This is a genomic window from Citrobacter portucalensis (assembly GCF_023374935.1).
GTDB classification, from domain to species: Bacteria; Pseudomonadota; Gammaproteobacteria; order Enterobacterales; family Enterobacteriaceae; genus Citrobacter; species Citrobacter portucalensis.
On sequence record NZ_CP092466.1, the window covers coordinates 258,918 to 281,439 of the forward strand.

General features: G+C 55.1%; 24 protein-coding genes. 4 read left to right on the forward strand and 20 right to left on the reverse strand.

The features are described 5' to 3' along the window. Window positions 1–304 precede the first annotated feature (304 nt). Genes LY264_RS01205 through LY264_RS01215 form a run of 3 tightly spaced genes read left to right on the forward strand, consistent with a single transcriptional unit; the run spans window position 305 to window position 5,240 of the window. Complete coding sequence (locus tag LY264_RS01205) at window positions 305–1,372, forward strand: HlyD family secretion protein (protein WP_048227442.1); 1,068 nt, start codon at window positions 305–307, stop codon at window positions 1,370–1,372. Beyond that, on the forward strand, window positions 1,369–4,116 hold the full coding sequence (rbbA, locus tag LY264_RS01210) for a ribosome-associated ATPase/putative transporter RbbA (RefSeq protein WP_048227441.1): 2,748 nt from the start codon (window positions 1,369–1,371) through the stop codon (window positions 4,114–4,116). Before LY264_RS01205 ends, rbbA begins: the two co-directional genes overlap by 4 nt. Continuing rightward, on the forward strand, window positions 4,116–5,240 hold the full coding sequence (locus tag LY264_RS01215) for an ABC transporter permease (RefSeq protein ID WP_020996068.1): 1,125 nt from the start codon (window positions 4,116–4,118) through the stop codon (window positions 5,238–5,240). Before rbbA ends, LY264_RS01215 begins: the two co-directional genes overlap by 1 nt. Before the next feature lie 103 nt (window positions 5,241–5,343). On the opposite strand, the gene nikR is transcribed toward LY264_RS01215, so the two are convergent. Continuing rightward, complete coding sequence (gene nikR, locus LY264_RS01220) at window positions 5,344–5,745, reverse strand: nickel-responsive transcriptional regulator NikR (RefSeq protein ID WP_003827507.1); 402 nt, start codon at window positions 5,743–5,745, stop codon at window positions 5,344–5,346. 91 nt (window positions 5,746–5,836) lie between these two features. Further along, window positions 5,837–6,697 carry a LysR family transcriptional regulator gene (locus LY264_RS01230; protein WP_048227440.1) on the reverse strand — a complete coding sequence of 287 codons (861 nt, stop codon included), beginning with the start codon at window positions 6,695–6,697 and terminating at the stop codon, window positions 5,837–5,839. A gap of 99 nt (window positions 6,698–6,796) precedes the next feature. On the opposite strand from LY264_RS01230, the gene LY264_RS01235 reads away from it, so the two are divergent. Beyond that, window positions 6,797–7,303 carry a phenolic acid decarboxylase gene (locus LY264_RS01235; protein ID WP_048215363.1) on the forward strand — a complete coding sequence of 169 codons (507 nt, stop codon included), beginning with the start codon at window positions 6,797–6,799 and terminating at the stop codon, window positions 7,301–7,303. On the opposite strand, the gene acpT is transcribed toward LY264_RS01235, so the two are convergent. From acpT to LY264_RS01325, 18 genes are read right to left on the reverse strand one after another with little or no spacing between them, the layout of a single operon-like run. Further along, window positions 7,295–7,885 carry a 4'-phosphopantetheinyl transferase AcpT gene (gene acpT, locus LY264_RS01240; protein ID WP_048227439.1) on the reverse strand — a complete coding sequence of 197 codons (591 nt, stop codon included), beginning with the start codon at window positions 7,883–7,885 and terminating at the stop codon, window positions 7,295–7,297. The genes LY264_RS01235 and acpT overlap by 9 nt on opposite strands. Window position 7,886: 1 nt before the next feature. Then, window positions 7,887–9,116: a beta-ketoacyl-ACP synthase gene (locus LY264_RS01245; RefSeq protein WP_003827516.1), complete on the reverse strand. Its 1,230-nt coding sequence runs from the start codon at window positions 9,114–9,116 to the stop codon at window positions 7,887–7,889. Further along, the gene (locus tag LY264_RS01250; protein ID WP_008786386.1) at window positions 9,113–9,844 is read right to left on the reverse strand and encodes a 3-ketoacyl-ACP reductase FabG2; all 732 of its coding nucleotides are present in this window, start codon (window positions 9,842–9,844) and stop codon (window positions 9,113–9,115) included. Before LY264_RS01250 ends, LY264_RS01245 begins: the two co-directional genes overlap by 4 nt. Next, complete coding sequence (locus LY264_RS01255) at window positions 9,841–10,317, reverse strand: hotdog family protein (protein ID WP_048227438.1); 477 nt, start codon at window positions 10,315–10,317, stop codon at window positions 9,841–9,843. Before LY264_RS01255 ends, LY264_RS01250 begins: the two co-directional genes overlap by 4 nt. Continuing rightward, the gene (locus tag LY264_RS01260; protein WP_048227437.1) at window positions 10,314–11,483 is read right to left on the reverse strand and encodes a beta-ketoacyl-[acyl-carrier-protein] synthase family protein; all 1,170 of its coding nucleotides are present in this window, start codon (window positions 11,481–11,483) and stop codon (window positions 10,314–10,316) included. Before LY264_RS01260 ends, LY264_RS01255 begins: the two co-directional genes overlap by 4 nt. A 1-nt stretch (window position 11,484) precedes the next feature. Continuing rightward, window positions 11,485–12,069, reverse strand: coding sequence for a DUF3261 domain-containing protein (locus tag LY264_RS01265; protein WP_048215367.1), 585 nt, complete (start codon window positions 12,067–12,069; stop codon window positions 11,485–11,487). Further along, the gene (locus LY264_RS01270; RefSeq protein ID WP_048227436.1) at window positions 12,062–14,383 is read right to left on the reverse strand and encodes an MMPL family transporter; all 2,322 of its coding nucleotides are present in this window, start codon (window positions 14,381–14,383) and stop codon (window positions 12,062–12,064) included. Before LY264_RS01270 ends, LY264_RS01265 begins: the two co-directional genes overlap by 8 nt. Then, on the reverse strand, window positions 14,352–14,957 hold the full coding sequence (locus LY264_RS01275) for a LolA family protein (protein ID WP_048215369.1): 606 nt from the start codon (window positions 14,955–14,957) through the stop codon (window positions 14,352–14,354). The genes LY264_RS01270 and LY264_RS01275 overlap by 32 nt, the downstream gene beginning before the upstream one ends. Then, complete coding sequence (locus LY264_RS01280) at window positions 14,954–15,376, reverse strand: acyl-CoA thioesterase (protein WP_003827529.1); 423 nt, start codon at window positions 15,374–15,376, stop codon at window positions 14,954–14,956. The genes LY264_RS01275 and LY264_RS01280 overlap by 4 nt, the downstream gene beginning before the upstream one ends. A 3-nt stretch (window positions 15,377–15,379) precedes the next feature. Continuing rightward, window positions 15,380–17,071 carry a glycosyltransferase family 2 protein gene (locus LY264_RS01285; protein WP_048215370.1) on the reverse strand — a complete coding sequence of 564 codons (1,692 nt, stop codon included), beginning with the start codon at window positions 17,069–17,071 and terminating at the stop codon, window positions 15,380–15,382. After that, window positions 17,062–17,415 carry an ApeI family dehydratase gene (locus LY264_RS01290; protein ID WP_020996070.1) on the reverse strand — a complete coding sequence of 118 codons (354 nt, stop codon included), beginning with the start codon at window positions 17,413–17,415 and terminating at the stop codon, window positions 17,062–17,064. The genes LY264_RS01285 and LY264_RS01290 overlap by 10 nt, the downstream gene beginning before the upstream one ends. Beyond that, window positions 17,402–18,763 (reverse strand): AMP-binding protein, encoded by a 1,362-nt coding sequence (locus LY264_RS01295; protein ID WP_048227435.1) that lies wholly within the window; start codon window positions 18,761–18,763, stop codon window positions 17,402–17,404. Before LY264_RS01295 ends, LY264_RS01290 begins: the two co-directional genes overlap by 14 nt. Further along, a complete protein-coding gene (locus tag LY264_RS01300; RefSeq protein ID WP_048227434.1) occupies window positions 18,760–19,341 on the reverse strand; it encodes a COG4648 family protein in 582 nt (193 codons plus the stop codon). Before LY264_RS01300 ends, LY264_RS01295 begins: the two co-directional genes overlap by 4 nt. A gap of 6 nt (window positions 19,342–19,347) precedes the next feature. Further along, window positions 19,348–19,599, reverse strand: a complete 252-nt coding sequence (locus tag LY264_RS01305) for an acyl carrier protein (protein WP_003827536.1) — start codon at window positions 19,597–19,599, stop codon at window positions 19,348–19,350. 12 nt (window positions 19,600–19,611) lie between these two features. Next, window positions 19,612–19,869 (reverse strand): phosphopantetheine-binding protein, encoded by a 258-nt coding sequence (locus LY264_RS01310; protein WP_003827537.1) that lies wholly within the window; start codon window positions 19,867–19,869, stop codon window positions 19,612–19,614. Further along, window positions 19,850–20,665: a lysophospholipid acyltransferase family protein gene (locus tag LY264_RS01315; RefSeq protein ID WP_048215373.1), complete on the reverse strand. Its 816-nt coding sequence runs from the start codon at window positions 20,663–20,665 to the stop codon at window positions 19,850–19,852. Before LY264_RS01315 ends, LY264_RS01310 begins: the two co-directional genes overlap by 20 nt. Next, complete coding sequence (locus LY264_RS01320; protein WP_048227433.1) at window positions 20,662–21,384, reverse strand: beta-ketoacyl synthase chain length factor; 723 nt, start codon at window positions 21,382–21,384, stop codon at window positions 20,662–20,664. The genes LY264_RS01315 and LY264_RS01320 overlap by 4 nt, the downstream gene beginning before the upstream one ends. A 40-nt stretch (window positions 21,385–21,424) precedes the next feature. Then, entirely contained in the window at window positions 21,425–22,486 is a 1,062-nt protein-coding gene (locus tag LY264_RS01325) for a class I SAM-dependent methyltransferase (protein WP_003827540.1), read from the reverse strand. Window positions 22,487–22,522 lie beyond the last annotated feature (36 nt).

The following is a 22,522-nucleotide window of genomic DNA, read 5'->3' on the forward strand; positions in this document are numbered from 1 at the left end:
GCAACATACCTGCTACAACCGAATAGACATCTCGAATCCAGGTGTTAGTATTCAATAGACAGCAGTAATGAGTATGCGTGTTTCATTTCCGGCCAGGAACGCTGATGATGACAACATTACTACCCGATATCACAGCATTTTCATCATTCACTTCCTTCGCGGCGCAGGTTGCTTACATGCCTGTCTGCTCTCTGGCCATTGTTTCTCATTCCTTCTTATCCCGGATGGAATCTCCCGCTGAATAGCTGTTCAGTGGGCTTTGTGACACGCATCGTTTGATAACAGGGATTACGGCGGGTCGAATATGGATAAGTTTAAACGTCATATGATGTGGTTGGTGGCGGGCATTCTGGTCGTGGTGGCCGCGATAGCATGGTGGATGCTTCGTCCTGCGGGAATACCGGAGGGGTTTGCAGCCAGCAATGGCAGAATTGAAGCTACCGAAGTGGATATTGCCACCAAGATTGCCGGGCGAATTGACACGATCCTCGTGTCGGAAGGGCAGTTCGTTCGCCAGGGCGAAGTGCTGGCGAAAATGGATACCCGCGTGCTGCAGGAGCAGCGGCTGGAAGCGGTAGCCCAAATCAAAGAGGCCGAAAGTGCGGTGGCGGCAGCGCGGGCGTTGTTAGAGCAACGGCAAAGTGAAATGCGCGCCGCGCAGTCGGTGGTAAAACAGCGTGAGGCGGAACTGCAGTCGGTCTCTAAACGCCACGTCCGCTCCCGTTCGCTATCTCAGCGTGGGGCTGTGTCTGAGCAACAGCTGGATGACGACAGAGCTGCGGCAGAAAGCGCACGCGCTGCACTGGAATCCGCAAAGGCGCAGGTCTCTGCGGCAAAAGCCGCCATTGAAGCCGCTCGCACCAGTATCATTCAGGCGCAAACCCGCGTAGAAGCCGCGCAGGCTACCGAACGTCGTATTGCGGCTGATATTGATGACAGCGAGTTGAAAGCCCCGCGCGATGGCCGCGTACAGTACCGCGTAGCTGAACCGGGCGAGGTGCTTTCCGCAGGCGGTCGCGTGCTGAATATGGTCGATCTCAGCGATGTCTACATGACGTTCTTCTTGCCAACCGAACAGGCTGGTTTACTGAAGATTGGCGGAGAAGCGCGGCTGGTGCTGGATGCTGCGCCGGATCTGCGTATTCCGGCGACCATCAGCTTTGTGGCTAGCGTCGCGCAGTTCACGCCGAAAACGGTCGAAACCAGCGATGAACGGCTGAAACTGATGTTTCGCGTCAAAGCGCGTATCCCGCCAGAGCTGTTACAGCAGCATTTGGAGTACGTGAAAACCGGTCTGCCGGGCATGGCGTGGGTGCGTGTTGATGAAAGTCGCGCCTGGCCTGACGACCTGGTGGTGAGGTTGCCGCAATGACGCATCTGGCGCTGGTTCCCGTTCCTCCCGTGGCGCACCTTGACGGCGTGAGTCAGCATTACGGGAAAACGGTAGCGCTGAACAATATCACGCTGGATATCCCTGCCCGCTGTATGGTGGGGTTGATTGGCCCGGATGGTGTCGGAAAATCGAGCCTGTTGTCGCTCATCTCCGGCGCGCGGGTCATTGAACACGGCAACGTGATGGTGCTGGGCGGCGATATGCGCGACCCAAAATATCGCCGGGATGTCTGCCCGCGCATTGCCTGGATGCCGCAGGGGCTGGGGAAAAACCTGTATCACACGCTGTCGGTATATGAGAACGTCGATTTCTTTGCCCGCTTGTTTGGGCATGACAAAGCGGAGCGTGAGGCGCGGATTACCGAGCTGCTGAATAGCACCGGACTGGCACCGTTTCGTGACCGTCCTGCCGGGAAACTCTCGGGCGGGATGAAGCAAAAGCTGGGGCTGTGCTGCGCGTTAATCCACGACCCGGAACTGTTAATTCTCGATGAACCCACCACCGGGGTCGACCCGCTGTCCCGTGCCCAGTTCTGGGATCTGATTAACAGTATTCGTCAGCGGCAGACCAACATGAGCGTGCTGGTTGCGACCGCTTATATGGAAGAAGCCGAGCGCTTTGACTGGCTGGTGGCGATGAACGCCGGGGAGGTGTTAGCCACCGGGAGCGCGCAGCAGCTACGTGAGCAAACCAACAGCAACACGCTGGAGCAGGCGTTTATCGCGCTGTTACCTGAAGCCCAGCGCCAGGCGCATAAACCGGTAGTGATCCCGCCGTATCACGCTGAGCAGGAAGAGATTGCCATCGAGGCGAAAAACCTGACCATGCGCTTCGGTAAATTTGTGGCGGTGGACCACGTTAACTTCCGCATTCCGCGCGGGGAAATCTTCGGTTTTCTCGGCTCCAACGGCTGCGGTAAATCCACCACCATGAAAATGCTCACCGGACTGCTGCCCGCAAGCGAAGGCGAGGCGTGGCTGTTTGGGCAAGCGGTTGATCCGAAAAATATCGATACCCGCCGCCGGGTAGGCTATATGTCGCAGGCATTTTCGCTTTACAGCGAGCTGACCGTCCGGCAAAACCTCGAACTACATGCGCGGCTGTTCCATATCCCCGAAGCAGAAATCCCTGGGCGGGTGCAGGAGATGAGCGAGCGCTTTTCGCTGACCGATGTCGAAGATGCGCTGCCCGGTGCGCTGCCGTTGGGGATCCGTCAACGCCTGTCGCTGGCGGTGGCGGTGATCCATCGCCCGGAGATGCTCATTCTTGATGAACCGACCTCCGGGGTCGATCCGGTTGCGAGGGATATGTTCTGGCAACTGATGGTCGACCTGTCGCGCCAGGACAAAGTGACCATTTTTATCTCCACCCACTTTATGAACGAAGCGGAGCGCTGCGACCGCATGTCGCTGATGCACGCCGGAAAAGTACTGGCCAGCGGTACGCCGCAGGAACTGGTGAAACAGCGTGGAGCTGCCAGTCTGGAAGAGGCGTTTATCTCCTGGTTGCAGGAAGCGGCAGGCCCGGCGCCGGAAACTCAGTTAGCGCCAGCCAATGTCCCGACAGTGCATGAAAACAGTAAGCCGCCGCGGCAAGGTTTTAGCCTGCGGCGCTTATTCAGCTACAGCCGCCGTGAAGCGCTGGAACTACGGCGCGATCCGGTACGCTCCACGCTGGCGCTGATGGGCACGGTGATCCTGATGCTTATCATGGGCTACGGCATCAGCATGGATGTGGAAAACCTGCGTTTTTCGGTGCTCGACCGCGACCAGACCGTCAGCAGCCAGGCGTGGACGCTGAATCTGGCGGGATCGCGCTATTTTATCGAACAACCGCCGCTCACCAGTTATGACGAGCTGGACAAACGGATGCGTTCTGGCGAAGTTGCGGTAGCAATTGAAATTCCGCCAAATTTTGGCCGCGACATCGCGCGTGGAACGCCGGTGAAGATTGGCGTCTGGGTCGATGGCGCAATGCCAAGCCGCGCTGAAACGGTCAGGGGTTACGTGCAGGCGATGCACCAGACCTGGCTGCAGGATGTGATGGCGCGCCAGCCAAATGCCAGCGGGCAAAACGGGCTGATGACCATTGAAACTCGCTATCGTTACAACCCGGATGTGAAGAGCCTGCCGGCGATTGTTCCGGCAGTGATCCCACTGCTGTTGATGATGATCCCTTCCATGCTCAGCGCCCTCAGCGTGGTGCGTGAGAAAGAGCTGGGGTCGATTATCAATCTGTACGTTACGCCCACGACCCGCAGCGAGTTTTTACTCGGCAAACAGTTGCCGTACATCGTGCTGGGCATGCTGAATTTCCTGCTGTTGTGCGCGCTGTCGGTGTTTGTATTCGGCGTTCCGCATAAGGGGAGCTTTGTGACCCTGACGCTGGCTGCGCTGCTGTACGTCACCATTGCCACCGGGCTGGGGCTGTTAATCTCCACGTTTATGAAAAGCCAGATCGCGGCCATTTTTGGTACGGCGATTATTACATTGATCCCGGCGACGCAGTTTTCCGGAATGATCGATCCAGTTGCCTCGCTGGAAGGGCCGGGCCGGTGGATTGGTGAAATTTATCCGACCAGCCATTTTCTGACCATCGCGCGCGGAACGTTCTCTAAAGCGTTGGATCTGACCGATCTCTGGCAGCTGTTTATTCCGCTGGCGGTAGCCATTCCGGTGGTGATTGGTCTGAGCGTATTACTGCTGAAAAAACAGGAGGGGTGATGCGCCGATTACGCAATATTTATAACCTCGGCATCAAAGAGTTGCGCAGCCTGCTGGGTGACAAAGCGATGCTGACGCTGATCGTCTTCGCCTTCACGATTTCGGTTTATTCTTCCGCGACCGTCCTGCCGGGTTCGCTGCATCTGGCACCGATTGCTATTGCCGATATGGACCAGTCGCAGTTGTCGAATCGGATTGTGAACAGCTTTTATCGCCCGTGGTTTTTACCGCCGGAGATGATCACTGCCGATGAAATGGATGCCGGGCTGGACGCCGGGCGCTATACCTTCGCCGTAAACATTCCGCCTGATTTTCAGCGTGATGTGCTGGCCGGACGACAACCGGATATACAGGTTAACGTCGATGCCACGCGCATGAGCCAGGCGTTTACCGGCAACAGCTATATCCAGAATATTATCAGCGGCGAGGTGAACAGCTTTGTGGCGCGTTACCGCGATAACAATGAGCCGCCGGTGGCGCTGGAAATGCGCATGCGCTTTAACCCTAATCTGGAACCCGCCCGCTTTGGCGCGGTGATGGCGATTATCAACAACATCACTATGTTGGCGATTGTGCTGACCGGTTCGGCGTTGATCCGCGAACGCGAGCACGGGACCATTGAACATCTGCTGGTGATGCCGGTGACGCCGTTTGAGATCATGATGGCAAAAATCTGGTCGATGGGGCTGGTGGTGCTGGTGGTTTCCGGTCTGTCGCTGATGCTGATGGTAAAAGGCGTGCTCGGGGTGCCGATTGAAGGTTCGATACCGTTGTTTATGCTGGGCGTGGCGCTGAGCCTGTTCGCCACCACCTCGATCGGCATTTTTATGGGCACGCTGGCGCGCTCCATGCCGCAGTTGGGGCTGCTGATGATTCTGGTGCTGCTGCCGTTACAGATGCTCTCAGGTGGCTCCACACCGCGTGAAAGCATGCCGCAGGCGGTGCAGGACATTATGCTGACCATGCCGACTACCCATTTCGTCAGTCTCGCGCAGGCGATACTTTACCGCGGCGCCGGGTTTAGCATTGTCTGGCCGCAGTTTCTGACGCTGCTGGCGATTGGCAGCGCGTTCTTCCTGATAGCACTGCTGCGTTTCAGAAAGACGATTGGTACGATGGCGTAATCATTATTGCCGGGGCGCTTCGCTTACCTGGCCTACAAAGTATAACGGACGTAGGCCGGATAAGGCGTAGCCGCCATCCGGCATCCGGCAACGAAACAGGCAATTACTCTTCTTTCGGCAGGCACTGTAGATGGCCGTGGCGCACGCCGCGCTGGGAAATCACGTCATCGGCAAAATGCTGTACATCGCCCATGTCGCCTTTTAGCACGGCGATTTCCAGGCAGTCGTCATGGTTGATGTGCACGTGCAGCGTGGCGACCGATAAATCGTGGTGGTGGTGTTGGGTAGAAACAATACGGCTGGCCAGATCACGCTTCTCATGCTCATAAACATACGAGAGCACCGCGAAGCCCTGAGTGCCGTGTTCAAGGGTAGTTTCCTGCGCCAGTGCGCCACGCAGAATATCGCGGATCGCTTCGGAACGGTTGTTGTAGCCACGGCGCTGACTCAGGCCGTCGAGCGTTTCCAGTAAATCGTCATCGAGGGTAATGGTGACTCGTTGCATCTGCAGTTAACCTTTCATGTGGCGCGTTGGCGCACAGGGGGTAAGGGGAATAGCGTATTTTGTAACACACGTCCGGCATCCGGGGAAAAGGTTAATGCTCTCGCAATAAACGCAGGAGGGTACTGACCTGTTCATCCAGCGGAGCGAGAGTATCTTTAACGATCAGATGCAAAGGCGTGGCGCGACGAGCACCATGGCTTAACGGCAGTGGGCGTAAAAGCCCCTGATCAAGCTGCGTCTGAATACGTTCCTCGGGCAGCCAGCCGTAACCGACCTGATACATCACCGCATCAATCGCGGCATCAATGGTCGAGAAGGTCCAGGCATCACGCGCCGGTTGTTGTGGGTTATCGCGATCGGCAATGCGAATCAGCGGCCAGGCGCGTAATGCGTCTTCATTCAGCGGCGCATCCAGCATGCAGAGTGGGTGATCGCGGTGGGCCACGGCCACGAAGTCAATATTCATCAGCCATTCGCCGCGTCCGGTGACATCCTGACGCCGGGTCAGGACCATTACGTCCGCATCGGCATGTGCTGCCAGTCGAGCATCACCATTCTCCAGGACTTCGGTCAGACGCACCTGCGTTTGCGGCCAGGCCTGCTGAAACTGTTTGAGAATGGCAAACAGGCGTTTGCGTGGGAAGATACTATCTACCATCAAATCCAGCCGCGTTCGCGTACCGTTTTGTAACGTTGCGGCCCGGGTTTCCACCCATAAAAAGGCCTTCAGTAACGGTTTGACCTGATTGAGCAATAGCTCTCCGGCCGGGGTCAGGACAGCCTTGCGGCCTTCCGGGGTCAGCAGCGTTACGCCAAGTCGCTCCTGTAACAGTGCCAGATTGTAGCTTACCGAAGACTGGCTACGGTTGGTCTCTTCCGCCGCTTTAGCGAAGCTGCCCAGCTCCACCACTTTCTCCAATAGGGCCCACTGCTCGAGGGTTGTTTTGTGCATAACTCATCTAATAATTGAATGAATTTGATGCAAACATAGCGTTATTCATCCAATTTTTGAAGCGTTAAGATCCTCACATCAAGTAAGAGGAGAACGAATATGAGCGCGTTTGATAAACATGATTTAAGCGGATTTGTTGGCAAACATCTGGTCTATACCTACGATAATGGCTGGAATTACGAGATCTACGTGAAAAACGACACTACCCTGGATTACCGCATTCACAGCGGTATTGTGGGAAATCGTTGGGTGAAAGATCAGCGGGCCTATATTGTGCGGGTCGGGGAGAGCGTTTATAAAATTTCATGGACCGAACCGACCGGGACCGACGTCAGCCTGATCGTAAACCTGGGTGACAAACTCTTTCACGGCACCATCTTTTTCCCTCGCTGGGTGATCAATAATCCGGAAAAAACGGTCTGCTTCCAGAATGACCATATTCCGCTAATGATGTCGTACCGCGATACCGGCCCGGCGTATCCCACCGAGGTGATTGATGAGTTCGCGACCATCACTTTCGTACGTGACTGCGGCGCGAACAACGATGACGTTATTGCCTGTGCGGCGAGCGAGCTGCCGAAAAACTTTCCGGAAAATTTACGCTAAGGCTTCCAGGCGCTGCACGGCGTCTGCGGTCAGGGTAAACGGCGTGGGGGTGCACACCGCCAGGCTCAGGGTATCGAGCTGGCACTGGCTGACGGAGAGTGAGGAAGTTAACGCGGTACTGTCGACGCTGACGATTTGCCAGGCACTGCCGCCGCGCTGCTTCACGATCGCTTCTTTACGCGTCCAGATGCGCCAGAACGCCGCCAACTGTTGTTCCGGGCGTTCGGCCTCGACTTCGGCATGTTCACCAAGACTGAATACCGTATTTGCCAGCGTTTGCCAGTTATCGCGCGGGCGAACGACTTCTATATCGCAGCCGACTTCCCCTTCGTCGCTGAGCAGCAGGGCGATATCATCACCGCTGTGGCTGAGATTGAACCACAGCGGCGTGTCAGCAGAAAAGGCCGGTTTTCCTTGCTCGCCATATACGATGTCCGGTAATGGCGAAAGGGTATGGGAAAGCAGCACGCGACCGGCCAGCCAGCGCGCACGGCGAGCACCTTGCGGCGCTTGCTCACTCAGTGCGGCAGGCAATGCACCTGCGCTTAAAACAGAAACTTTCCCAAGAACGATCCGGTACATATCACGGCCAACGTTTAATGATGATAGAAGTATTTATGCCGCCAAACGCAAAGTTGTTGCTCTGCAAAAACTCGCAATCAATCTTGCGGGCTTCACCCATAATGTAATCCAGCGCGCCACAATTGGCATCTGGCTGACTCAAATTTAGCGTAGGCGCAAACCAGCCTTCACGCATCATTTGCAGACTCATCCAGGCCTCTAGTGCGCCACAAGCGCCAAGGGTATGTCCAAAATAGCTTTTAAGCGAGGATAGCGGAACATTATCACCATAAATTGCAGAGGTTGCCTGACTTTCTGCAACATCACCACGATCGGTTGCGGTTCCGTGCGCTGAAATATAGCCGATATCCCGGGCACTAATACCTGCCATATTCAGCGATTTTTCCATGCAAATCTGCATTGTTTCGCGCTGCGGCTGGGTGATATGGGCAGCATCGCAGTTAGTGGCAAAGCCAACGATTTCACCATAAATCGTTGCTCCGCGCGCTTTAGCGTGTTCCAGCTCTTCCAGCACTAGCGTACCTGCACCTTCTCCGATGACCAGACCATCGCGTTTTTCATCGAATGGGGATGGGGTGGTTTTCGGCTCGTCGTTGCGCTGACTGGTTGCGAATAACGTATCAAACACGGCGGCTTCGGAAGGACACAGTTCTTCTGCGCCGCCGGCGACCATCACCGTTTGATAACCGTGTCGAATGGCTTCCCATGCATAACCAATTGCCTGGCTACCGGATGTGCAGGCGCTGGATGTCGGGATGACTCGCCCACGCAGACCGAAAAACAATCCGGTGTTAACGGCAGTGGTATGCGGCATCATTTGCACGTAGGTCGTGCCGGTGATGTTATTGGTGTGTTTCTCGGTCAGCATGGTCGCGAACTCGCTCACTGGACCGGTACTACCGGTTGATGAACCATAAGCGATCCCGGTTTCACCGTTAGTCAGTACCCGATCGCCAATCAGCCCGGCCTGCTCAAGCGCCAGCTCTGTTGCGCGGGTGGACATCAGCGATACGCGCCCCATGGCGCGAATTCGCTTGCGGGTATAGTGTTCCGGCAGAGTGAAGTCGTCGATCGGCGCTCCCAGCAGTGTGTGTAGTCCATCATAAACCTGCCACTCCGGCATTTTGCGTACCGCATTTTCATATGCCAATAACCTGGCGGAGACAGCCTGCCAGTTTTCCCCAAAGGCGGTGACGCCGCCCATGCCTGTAATCACGACACGACGTGTCATAACATCCCTCCATTGATGGAAATCACCTGGCGAGTTACATAGCCCGCCACATCCGACATTAAATAACTGGCAAGCCCGGCCACTTCTTCAGCCTGACCTATTCGTTTCATGGGAATCATCGACATCGCCTCTTTCAATGCGGCTTCTTCCATCTCGATCATCCCGGTATCAATGAGTCCAGGTGCAATGCAGTTTACGGTAATTTTGCGTTTTGCCAGTTCGATAGCCAGCGCTTTGGTGGCACCAATAATTCCGGCTTTTGCCGCACTGTAATTGACCTGACCGCGGTTGCCCATCACGCCCGAAACCGAAGACAGTGTGATGATACGGCCCCCCTGGCGTGCGCTTATCATCGGCATAATGCACGGATGAATGACGTTGTAAAAGCTGTCGAGGTTGGTATGGATCACCGAATCCCAGTCGTTATCACTGAGCGCAGGGAAAGCGGCATCCCGAGTGACTCCAGCGTTGCTGACAATGCCGTACCATGCGCCGTTTGCCTCAATATCTTGCGACAGTATTTCACGGCACTGCTCGCGATTGGCAACGTCAAATGTCAACAGGCGCCCTGCGCCGCCAGCGGCGAGGATAGCATCCAGCGTTTCTTGTGCTCCTTGCACATCGCGATGATAGTGTACGCCGACCACAAAACCGTCCGCGGCCAGTTGTCTGGCGATGGCGCGACCGATACCTTTGCTGGCACCCGTAACTAAAACTGAACGGCTCATGTGGACGCTCCTTGTTGAAATAGCGTGTTAATTTCTTCTGTTGTCGGCTGGAAGGTGTTGACGCGACCGGTTGCCAGCGTCTCGTTGTCTGCCTGGATGGCACATTCAAAGCTACCGAATCGAGCATCCTGCATCAGCAATTTGACATGGATACTCAGCTTCTTCCCGGCAGGCAGAACACCTGTAGCACAGACTAACTCACGTGCGCCCAGTACCATGCCTAACGTAATACTCGCCTGACCTTGTTGCTGGCGGTGCCAGCCAGACCAGACGCCAATGGTCTGCGCCATGAGTTCCAGTGCGAACCAGCCAGGCAGATTGCCATCAGGGTCGAGAAAAGGGGCCAGTACGCTGTTTGCTGAAACCGTCACGTGGCAGGTGGCGGTTTCGTCCGCCACACTGACGACCTCTTCAAGAAGCAGCATCGGCGCATCATGCGGTAAATAATCGCCCGGTGATAAATAGTGGCTCATGAGATTCTCCCGAGCAGGATGCTGGCATTATTGCCACCGAAGGCAAACGAATTAGACAAGATAACCGGGCGAGTCAGCGGCTGCGGCTGTTCAATGATGCCGCAGGGTGGCAATGTTTCATCGCGTGGCGACTGGCTAAAATCCTGCGGCGGCAGCGGCAGCTCGCGTTGCAGAATCAGCATACTGATCGCTGCTTCGGTGATCCCCGCAGCGCCCAGCGTGTGCCCGGTCAGGTGTTTGGTTGAACTGCACGGGACCGTTTCGCCAAATAGCGCGCTCACGACGTTGGACTCAATCTGATCGTTTAACGGTGTGGCGGTACCGTGCAGATTGATATAGCCCACGTGTTCCGGCGTCATTCCTGCGTCGTTAAGCGCCTGGCCGATGGCGCGAATGGCACCTTCCCCCTGTGGATGGGGAGCAGAAATATGGTACGCGTCGCTGGATTCGCCGACGCCAAGGAGCGCGATAGGCTGTGGCTCGCGGGTTAATACCATCAATGCTGCGCCTTCGCCAATGGTGATCCCACAACGGTTGCGGCCAAACGGCTGACACAGCGTTGGGGAGAGTGATTCCAGACTGTGGAATCCGTTGATTGGCATTCGGCTTAGCGTATCCGCACCGCCGACAATGGCGATATCGACCAGACCAGATTCGATCAAACGACGTCCGCTCATGATAGCTCTTGCACTGGACGAGCAGGCGGTTGAGAGCGTAAAGGCCGGGCCATCCAGCGCCAGCCAGTGGCTAAGAAAACGCGACGGATCGCCCAGTTCCTGTTGCGGATAGCGCCAGTCAGTGCTCTCTTTGCCGTTGAGCATCAAATCTACGTGAACGTCACCCTCATCCAGACCGGAGGTGCTGGTGCCGAGAACAACAGCAATACGATCGCGACCAAATCGGGCGATAGCGTCGTCCACCTGCGGCTGGATTTGCATCAGTGCTGCCAGCAATAGCTGGTTGTTGCGCGAACGATGAGCGCTAAAGTGCTGAGGAATAGCGGGCAGCTCACCGTCAACGCCTGCTAACACGGCGGATGGGTGTCCTTGCAGCCAGCCCGTGCGCGGGCGCATTCCCGGCGCTATGCCACGAGTGATGTTGGCTGCGATTTCATCAGTGTTATTGCCCAACGCATTAATCATGCCAACGGCAGAAATGTAGATCATCTCAGTCACCCAGGTATTGAATGGTGATGTGGTATTTAAAAACGTGCTGTTCAATGCTGATCGGTTCGCGTTTTCCTTTTCGATTCAGATACGTGATTTCCGTGACCACTTTGCCGCGGGCATTGCGCAGCTCACGCGTGTCACCCGTATCGACGAGCGTCCAGCCTGTGGGTAATTGCGGTTGCCAGGCGCTAATCGGCCAATGACTTAGCATCACGTCAGCCAGCACCTGGCTGGCTGGCGGCAATTGTGGAACGATGATCGATTGCTCGGTGTGCAGTCCTTTTTCATCGTAAGTCACGAGGAACAGGCGAATGCCGACTGATGACAGCCCGGCAAGTGTGATTTTCTTGTCATCAGCATTGAGCATGACCAACAGTGACTGAGTTTTGCCGTTAAAACTTCCGGTTAGTAGCTGTTGTGAATTCACCGCGGGAGAAATCCCCGGGGCAGGTAGCGTTACACGAGTCCCCGGCTCTAACCAGGCTTGCGGGCGGCCTTTCTGTTCCGGCTGCGAGTGGCTGCAACCTGCCAACAGCAACGTGGCGACGAGCGCAGCGGTGCGCCAGAATCTCTGTTTAATCATCTTCTTTTTTTCTCTTTTTTCCTGGCATCGCCAGCGGTGACAGCAGGAAGGCGGTGAAAATACCGCTCACTAGCACAATGCCAAAACTGCTGATTGCCTGAGTGGCGCTAAAGACCAGCATGCCGAGCGTCAGGAGCGTGGTCATCATTGCCAGCGTGATAGCCAGCAGCGATGTCAGTGGCGTACCGCGTGGATTACTGAAAAACAGCGTGTAGTTAATGCCAATTCCCAGTACCAGCACCAGTGCCAGCAGCGAGAAAAGGTTGAGCGCATGACCGCTCAGGGCCAGTACTGCCAGACCACAACCTAAAGACAGCACTGAGGGTACCAGGCTAATTAAGCCCTTACGCCAGCCAAGCCGAATGACGGCGCCACAGGCAATTACCGCCAGCGCAATGCATAGCAGGCCGGTCAGAATATGGCGATAAAGGGAAAACAGGTTGTCAAAGCTGCTCTTGCGATCCACCCACGCCACGCCGGAATATTTCGCGCTGAGCGTATTTAAAGCATCACTTTGTTTCACCCCTTCAACGGGAACCAGTACGCTGCTTTCGCCATCAGCCAGAGACAACCATAGCAGGCGCCAGCCTTCACTGGCCGGGCTGGCAAGCCAGGCATCGACGGTTACGGGCATGGCGCTAAGATCGGGGTTCACCGTTGCCAGACCGGCGTTGTTTAAGGCTTTCGTGATGGCGGGCGCGGCATCTTTTAGCAGAGACAGATCCTGCTGTTGCCGGGCGAGTGAATTGAGCGGAATGGTGCGATATCCGCTGAGTAACCCGTCTTTTTTTGCCTGTTCCAGCGCGGGGATAAAGGTTTCCAGCCGCTCCAGCGTTTGCTGAGCGGATTTGCCGTACACCACAAACCACTTCTGGTCGACGCTTTGCCCGGTCAGGGCTGTAATCGCTTTTTCCTGAGCAAGAATTTCCTGCGGCAGCGCCTGTAACTGGGAGATATCATCGTCTACGCGTAGCGTCGCCATACCTGCCAACGAGAACAACGCCAGCGCCACCGGCAGGCCAACGGATAATTTCTTATTCCGCCGCCATGCAGCAAGCCAGCGTAGCATGAGTACCATTGCCGGCACCGGGCGTACCGGCAACCGACGACACAACCACGGGTGCCAGAAAATGACCGTCAGGCAGGAGGCGCTCAGACCTACCGCCGCGAATACCGCCATCTGGCGAATACCGGGGAAGGGGGCCAGCATCATAATCAGATAAGCCGCTACGGTGGTGAGTAGAGCCAGGAGCAGGGCATTGCGCACTTTGGCAAGGCTTTGCCATGGCGATGTTTCCGCACCGTGCACCATCCGTTCGGTCAAATAGTAGAGCGTATAGTCTGCGGAAATACCGATGATGCTCATGCTCATCACCAGCGTCATCAGATGGAGCTCGCCAAAAATCAGCAGCGTGACGACGGTCCCCGCCAGCGCACCAATGCCAATCGAAATCAGGCACAGCAGCAGCGGACGCAGCGAACGAAATACAGCCACGATGAGCAGGATCACCCCGAGCACAGTGGCTATGCCGAGAGTAGAGATATCTTGTTTCGCCTGCTGGCTGGCGTAATCGCTATAGAACAGCGTCCCGCGAGACAACAGTTGAGCCTGTGGATAGTGGGCTTTTAGCTCACCTTCCAGCGTATTCAGCGTGGTGACCAATTGGTGCGTCTGTTGCATATCAAACGATGAGCCGGTCAACTCGCCATGTAACAGATACCAATAGTTGCCTTGCTCATCCTGGGTGACAAGCCAGCCATCCATCAGGCGCAGGCGCTGCCCGGTTTTGGCCATGGCCAGCTGCGAACCACGCATCAGCATGAAGGGATCGTTTTGTAGCTCTTTGCCACTGACGCCGGAGAATGCGGAGTAAAGTTGGGACAGGATCCACTGGCCCTGCGCTTCACCGCCGTTTTGCAGCCGGGCGCGGGTCTCGTTATCTATCAGGCCGTTACGATGTTGCCAGAAGAAGGCCCCCCAGGCTTGCTGGCTGTCGGCATCCATTGGACCTTTTACCTGGGCTAGCGCGTGCGATTTTTGCAGTAAAGCCAACCAGTCCCGGGCTATAGCTGGGTCCGGTTGCTTACCGGGGCTCACCAGCCAGACCACCTGACGGTCAAGACGCTGCATAAATCCCTCGTTCAGGCCCGGAGGTATAGCGCCCAGCGTCTGCTTTGGCAACATGGCCAGCACGCTGCTGTTAAGGCGGGCCTGAGGTAGCAGCGTCAGAAAGATGCCCAGCAGAAGCAGGCAGACGACTCCCCATAACAGCGCGGGGCGTTTACTGGGCGGCAAAGCGTTGGCGTTCGTCATCGGTCAGTTGCGCTGGCGTTAGTTGGTGTTGGGAAAGCGCGATATCGGTGCGATCGCCCTGCTTATCATTGAGCTGAATGCTCTCCAGGTAGGTCTTTCCTGCTAAATCAATCGTCGCAAAAATCTTATCCAGCGGTGTGGTGATTGGCGTCAGGCGTAGCGTCCAGCGACCTTCTCCTAAGTCTGCAAACTCCACGCGGAAGTTTTGTTCCAGCACTTTACGATCCGCCTGGAATAACGCCCGTAGCAGATGATTAAACTGGAACATTTGCGGGTTATTCTCAGCGGTAATGGTCTGCGGTGGTTGACCGTTAATTGCCTGAACCATCCGTTTGTCGTCCAGCAGCAGCTGCATCGGGAACGGGGACGTTTGATCCCACAGCAACCCCTGGTCGCGGGCGATCAACATCTTGCCCTGAGATCGCAGCGGCTGCGGCAGATCCTTTATCGTCCGGGTTTGATCGAAGTGGGCGCGAACCACCGGTTGTTCGGTAAAACGCTGTTGTAGGGAGTCGAGCGTCAGGGCACTGACGAAAGGGCTGACGAGCAGCACGAGCAATGGCCATAATTTCATGGTGTCACTCCCATCCGTTCAAACAGAATATCCGGGCTGACAAAGCACAGTTCACGGCTTTTTTCGTCGACGGCGACCTGGATGGTGTAGCCTGTTGTGGCGCGTTTACCTGTTTCGGCATCAAAAATTTCGTAGCCAATACGCAGGCGATTTTCGTACTCTTTAATTTGGGCGCGTACACGGATACGCTGCTCGAAAGTCAGTGCATTGCGATACTTCACCCGAGTGTCGACCACGGGCCACAGATAGCCAGATTCTTTCATCTGCCGATAGCCATAATCGAATTGGTTCAGCAGTGCCTCACGGGCAATCTCGAAGTAACGGAAGTAGTTACCATGCCACGCTACGCCCATCATATCGACGTCGTGAAACGGAATAGTTAGCTCGACTTCAGCCGTAAAGCGGGGATCGTTAAGCACCCTTTACTCCTTGTCATTGGTATCCGGCAGTTGCCAGAAATCGAAAAAGTTAAACCAGTCGAGGGGCGACTGAAGCGCATAGTGCTCAAGGCGTTCGGCGTAGCGATCGACAGTATTCTGTAATGCCTGTTGTCGTGTGGCGCGCGGTAAGAGCAGCGGGTCGGCAAACGGTTCGCAGTAGATGTGGAGTTTCTCCTGCTGACGCAGGGCAAAAATCAGATCTACAGGGCAGCGTAAAATAGACGCGAGAATAAACGGGCCCTGAGGGAATGGCGCGTTTTGCCCCATAAAGCGGCTCCAGCACACGCGCCACTCGCCGCCGCGTTGGGGATTGACTGCGATGCGATCGCCTACGATGGCTACCCATTCACCGCGCTCCAATTTCTCTTTGAGCAGAATGGCAGTATCTGGACCAATACTGTTCACCGGGAGCAGATTTAATCCAGCCTGCGGGGCCATCTCTTGCATGATTTGTTTAAAGCGTTGGGCGTTATCGCTAAATACCAGCGCATTGATTGTTTTACTGCCCTGTAGCTGGGCCAGTGCCCGACAGGCCTCGACATCGCCAAGATGTGAAGCCAGTAGCAGTTTTCCCCGAGGATCGCTGATATTCAGCGTCGTTTCTGCACCTGGTGCAAAAATCACATCGCGACCGAAGTGCAGCTCACCACGCCAACTGGCGATCTTATCCAGCATCGCGCCGCCAAAACGCAGGAAATGCTGATAACTGGTCAGGTTTGGCGGTACTGGCATCCGGCGTGTGATCAGTTGCGCCCTTACGCGGCTAATCCAGCGTTGAGAGGCTTTTCGGGCAGTTGAAGCGCTGAGCCAGTATACGCCGACGACCGGATACAGTAGCAGGGAGAAGGCTTTGTGACCCAGTACACGCCAGACCAGTAGCATCAGGCGCATTCCCCACAACCCTTTGACTTCCTGTTGCTGCGCCCAGTGTGTCGATGAACGACGACAAAGCAGGGAGGGGATGCGTGGCAACATGCCAAAGAACAGGCGAGTGTGCATCAATGAAATGTGCAAATTGTCTTTAAGCGCGTCGAAATGGGATAGCCCGTCCTGCGGATAGGTGACTCGCGTGGGGATAAAATAGCTGGTGTTGCCTTGCCAGTAGAGGCGCACCATCACTTCAGTATCAAAATCCATCCGTTTGCCGAGCGTTACGCGCTGTGCCAGTTGCAGCGTGGGGGCCACCGGATACACCCGGAAGCCGCACATACTGTCTTTGAGCTGCAACGAGAGCGTTTCTATCCACACCCAGATATGGGTTACCCAACGACCGTACAGGCGCGAGCGAGGAACCGAATCATCGTAAATCGGTTGCCCGGAAATCAGTGCTGTCGGATGTTCTTTTGCCAATGCAAGCAGCCTGGGAATATCTTCAATGGCATGTTGCCCGTCGGCATCGACTTGCACGGCATGACTGAACCCGGCATCTGCCGCCGTCTGCATTCCGCGAATAACCGCCGCGCCTTTGCCTGCGTTGATGGGCAGGCGAATTAACGTCAGATTGCTGTATTCTGCCGCCAGGCGTGCCAGTTCATCTCGTGTAGTCTCGTCACTGCCATCGTCCACCACAATGCAGGGGAGATTGAACGGCTGAAGACGATCCAATACGTCCGACATCATCGCGCCGTGGTTGTAGCAGGGGATCAACACGCACGGGGAAAAGGTTAGCGGCATAACCGAATCTTCCCGCTGCTGGCGGTATGGCGCACGTCACCGTCGTGGCGCTGGTAGCTAAAAGAGAGCATCTGACGCGCTTCCTGCCAGCTCAGACTCAGGGTGACGGTGGCCTCTGGCAATAACGGCGACTGGAACTTCACGTTTTGAATACTGTGAAAACGCCAGCCAGGGGCCAGCAGCGTGGTGGCGTAATCCATCGCCCAGTTCAGCTGTGCAACGCCCGGCAGCAGTGGCTGCACGCTAAAATGCCCGCTGAACCAAAACAGAGAAGGGTCGAGTTGTAAAACAATCTCAGCCTGATGAGGCAGTGCCTGATGGCGCTCGATTTCATGGGGTTTCATGAAATAACTCCTGTAATTGCGCATAGACACGCTTGTTCATACTGTTGACCGGAATCTCATCAATCACCCGCCAGTAGCGGGGAACCGCGACAGGCTCCAGCCAGGGCAGCAGCGAACGTCGCCAGGTCAGTTCTTGCGGTTTACCACCGCACTCAAGCCAGCGTTGCCGGGCTTCGTCATCCAGTACCAGCAGGACGCCAACGCCCTGACGTCCTCCACGTGAGACCGGCAATGCCGCGACTTCACAGATACCATCCAGTGCCAGTAAACGTTGCTCCACTTCGCTGAGTGAAATGCGTTTCTCTTCAATTTTGACCACCCGCCCGCGTCTGCCCATCAGGCGGAACTGTCCATTTTCGATAAACTGCAGTACATCATCGAGTAACAGGCCATCATCAGCGTTAATTAGCGGTGAAAACACACGAAATGCGTCGTCTTCTGACTGGAATCTGACGCCGGGAAAGGGCAGCCATGCCACATCATCCTGATGGCGATAGCGCCACGCAAGGATCCCGGTTTCAGTGCTGCCGTAGATCTCATCGGGCCAGACATTTAGCCAGTCAGCAGCCTGCGTGACGTCCTGCCAGGGCAGCATGCCGCCCGCAGACAGAATCAGTTCGACCGGCGGCGGTGTCAGGTTGTGGTCGAGGCGTTTCAGAAACGCCGGGCTGCTGATAAACGCATACCGATGATCAGCGCTCAGCGCCGCCAGTTGTTCGGCATACCAAAGCATCGCCGCGTGCAGCGGCAGACCTAAGGCCATCGGCAAAAAGATACGGAACGTCAGGCCATACAGATGTTGCGGTACCACTGACGCGACCACCCGGCAACCTGCCAGACGATCGGCAAAGCGTGTAGCGAGCAATGCCGCTTCGCTATCCAGACGAGCGATCGGTTTGATCACGCGTTTCGGCTGGCCGGTCGAACCGGAAGTGAATAGCTCCACAAAGGCGTCACTGCGTATTGCTGGGAACGTGATGTCGTGAGCCACGGATGTCATGGCGGAGCTGACCACCCGCAGCGTTCCCTGCCAGTCCATCGCTTTATCGCTCAGTACGCCGTCAAACAGCAAGTGCTGCTCGTTTAACAACGAAACGCGACAATGTCCTGGGATCACCGGTGTTTTGCCGGCATGGAGCGTTGCCAGCAGCGCGACGATGAATAAATAGCTGTTCTCGAAGCACAATGCCCAGCGTTCACCTTCCTGCTGTCGCAGATATGTTATCAACTGGGCCACATCATGGCGCAGATGGCCAAGCGTCCAGGTATGCTCTTCCTGCCACGCAACAGGAACGTCGTCCGGACGTGGGGCACAGAGCCATTGAGCGAGTGTGAGGGGCTGCTTCATTGGGTATCTCGTTTTATCACCAGTTGGCGAATTAACCACTCGCCTACCATCAATGTTCCCATTAGCAGATAGGAAACCATGCCGTTCCAGGTGGTCCACAGGGTCATATCGCCATTCAGTGCGGTAAAGAGCGCAATGCTGCCATTGAGGATGAAAAAGGCGCACCAGATTTGTGTCACACGGCGCGTGTAGCGCACGCCCGCATCGGGCAGATTTGGGTCGCGCAGTCGTGCCAGACGTTCAACAATGGGCATTGCTGACCATAACGATCCACCAAAAACCGACAGCATAACGGCGTTTACCACTACCGGATAAAACAGCAGCAGCTGGTGCGTTTTGAGCAGATAACTGGCAATGCACAAGGTGATACCCGCGACCGCCACTACCTGTGTCACGACGCGCAGCGGCCCCGCCTGTCGCCGGGTCTGGCGAAAGCGTAAAAAAAGGAGTAGCGCCATCAACGGTAGCAACCAGTGCAGACTGTTATGCGCCAGGCCAAACCAGATCAAAAACGGCCAGGCCAGCAACAGTAGACCTGTCAGCAGTTGTACGACTGGCAACGAGCGTGTGCCCGACACGGAGAATTACGCTTCTTTGAGAAGGCGTTCTACCGCATCGACGACATCTTGTACGGTGCGTACTGCTTTGAACTCTTCCGGCTTGATTTTCTTACCGGTTTTCTTTTGCAGATGCACGATCATGTCGACGGCATCGATGCTATCGAGTTCCAAATCTTCGTACAGGCGCGCCTCAGGCTTGATATCTTGCGGGTCAACTTCAAACAGCTTGACCAGCAGCGAGGAGACTTCTGCGTAAATGGCTTTTTGTTCGGTCATAACGGACTATCCTCAGGCACGTTGCGCGTGAATGAAAGATGCCAGCGTGGCGACGGAGAAGAAGTGCTGACGCATTTCTTCGCTCTCTGCTGAGAGGATCACGCCATACTCGTTTTTCACCGCCAGACCCAGCTCCAGGGCATCGATTGAGTCCAGACCTAAGCCATCGCCAAAGAGTGCCGCTTCGGTTTCAATATCATCAGCTGTCAGTTCGTCGAGATTCAATGTCGTTATAATGAGATTTTTGATTTCAAGATAAAGCGCTTGCATCATTAATTCCTGAAAGAGGTAAAGTACCTGGTTGTAATTGAAGCAAAAGATGCCGGTTCAACTGCCTTGCGGCCAGCGCCGGTTCTTGTGAGTTTGCGTCGTAAAATTGGTCGATCTTAACCCGTTCGTGTACTGAAATGGTAAACATCGGTTTTACAGATGGGACGTTGTACCATTGGCTTTCTTTATCCAGCATTTGTTCGCTGCAGTTAATAGTCACTATGCGTAAATCACTGCTGCAGCGCACGGCGATATTTGCTGCACCACGCTGTAACGTCATTGCTTCTCCGGGGCGTGTACGGGTTCCCTCGGGGAAAATTAAAATGGTATCGCCTTGCTTCAGACGTTGCTGGCAAGCGGGCAATAGCGCATCAGCCTGGCTGTTAATCAGATAATCTGCGGCCCGGACTACGCCGCCGAGAAAAGGATTTTTTAGTAGTGCACTTTTCACCAGACAGTCGGTTTCTGGCATGACCGAGGCCAGTAGGACATAGTCGATGAGCGTCGGGTGGTTGGCGACGACAAGACACCCTTGTTCGTTGCGTAAAATGTCTCGCCCTTCAATCTGGTAATCCAGCACGCCAAGCCGCTTCGCCACGGTTAAGAAGAGACGAAAACTGGCGGCGATACTGCGTCTGGCGATACGCCGACGTCGGGCTTTATCCCATACCGCGATCAGCAGGACGTTAAACCAAATCGTAGACAGGAGGAGCCCGCCGAGGCCAAACAGGGCAAAGCAAAAACCGGTCATCACCAGTCGCCATACCCGGTTAAGCCGCAGGATCATCGTGTTCATCCCTGACTCCACTGCCACTGTACGCGTTCGCCAGGCAGGGTAAACGCCCTGGCATCTTGTAAGTAATGTTGTAAAAACAACAGGCTTTGCGGTAACGTTGTCTCGCTCTGTGCGCTGTGTGGACGGGTTTCACATTGCCAGCTATCACCGGATTCAATAACCAGCGCGACGGCAAACGGCCATGTTGGCATGTCTGGTGGTAACTGTGGGTGATAAAACTCGGGCAGAAAACCGTCGAAATCGACCATCAATACGCGCTGATATCCCGCCTGCAACAGCCCGATGACTTCGCATAACCCCTGCTGGAATGTATCCCTGCCAGCAGAAAGCGAGGAGGAGACAATCGGTTTTTTTGCGGCGATGGTCAGGTTACCCACAGCAGAGTTATGGACAGAAAGGGCAAAATCGGTCGGTGAGAGCGCTTGCTCAGTCGCGAGAGCGTGCAGGATCCTGTAGTTACGCTCCAGTTCACCATGGCGGCTGGTATACAAAACGGCATTGATATCATGACGGCGTAGCATCGCCAGACCGCAATCGACGGCCAGTTTGCTGCCGGAACTGAGGCGGCGAGCTGTCATCATCGGTAACTCATGGAGCTTAGCCAACGGCGCGGTGGGATCGATGGCGTGCGAAAGCCGTGACCATTCATGCCACTGTTCTGTTTCGCTTAACCCTGGTGCCTTGGCCTGCCAGTCAATAATGTTGAAAGCAAATTTCATCAACGCGTATCCGCGGTAAATCGGTTGTTCCGATTGTTTCTTATTTTTTCTTCTGACATATCAATAAAGTATGCCCAACACCTAAGTTGTCGTGGCGTTCATCTACCTGAAAACCTGCCTGATTCAGATAGTGATAAAACTTCTCTACGCTGTAGAAACGGCTGTTGCCATTCGCCATACAGGTAAAATAAAGCGAAGACGCATTCAGGCTAAATGAGGCCGCCTCAAATTTTTGGGCATCCCAAAACAGCTCCATAATGCACAGCTTCGCGCCCGGTTTCATCACCCGAGCAACGTTGCTTAGCATAGCGATAATTTGTTCCGGGGAAAAACAGTCCAGGAATTGGCTCATCCACCAGATATCAGCGCCGTCAGGTAAAGGCGAGTCGCTAAGCATATCCACAGCATGGAAATTTATGCGATGAGATAAACCTGCATTTTCTATATTTTCGCGGGCAAGTGCAATTTGTTGCGGCAAATCTAAGAGTGTGACTGTAATATTGTCATCATGCTGACAACAACGTAATGCCCATTTTCCGGTATTTCCACCGACATCGTACAGGGTTGCAGGGGCGCTGGCGAATACATATGGCAATGCGGCATCAAATGCGCCATCTGAATAGTAATGATCAAAAGCAAACCAACTTTCACGCGCAGCCAGCGGTAATTGTGATAGCGCAGGATAGATTGTTGGCCAGTCGCCAAAAATTTTTAGTCCCGCGGGTTTTCCATCTTTCAACGCATTTTCAAGATAGAACAATCCTTGGTAGCAAACATCCTGAGTGAAGTCCATATTCACGCGCGTCATCGTGTCATGTAAAAGAAAATGACCGACTTTAGCGAGGTAATAATATCCTTCTTTGTGGGTAATGATTCGCCCACTTAACCCCATATCCAACAGGATGCTGGCGGCATATTCGTTGATGGTGCTGTTTTCGGTAATTTCGTCGAGCGTGGCGCCGCGTTTACCTTGCTTGTCTAGCCAGGTGAGTACTCCCGCATTTCGCAGACACAACGCGGTTTGAAAAAGCATAGGGGCAAAGGCGATACGTTGTGCTTCAGTAATGGCATCCAGTGCGCTAAGCGAATCCTGTTCGTACATGTGGGGACAACCTGTTAAATGGCAGATAATAAGAGT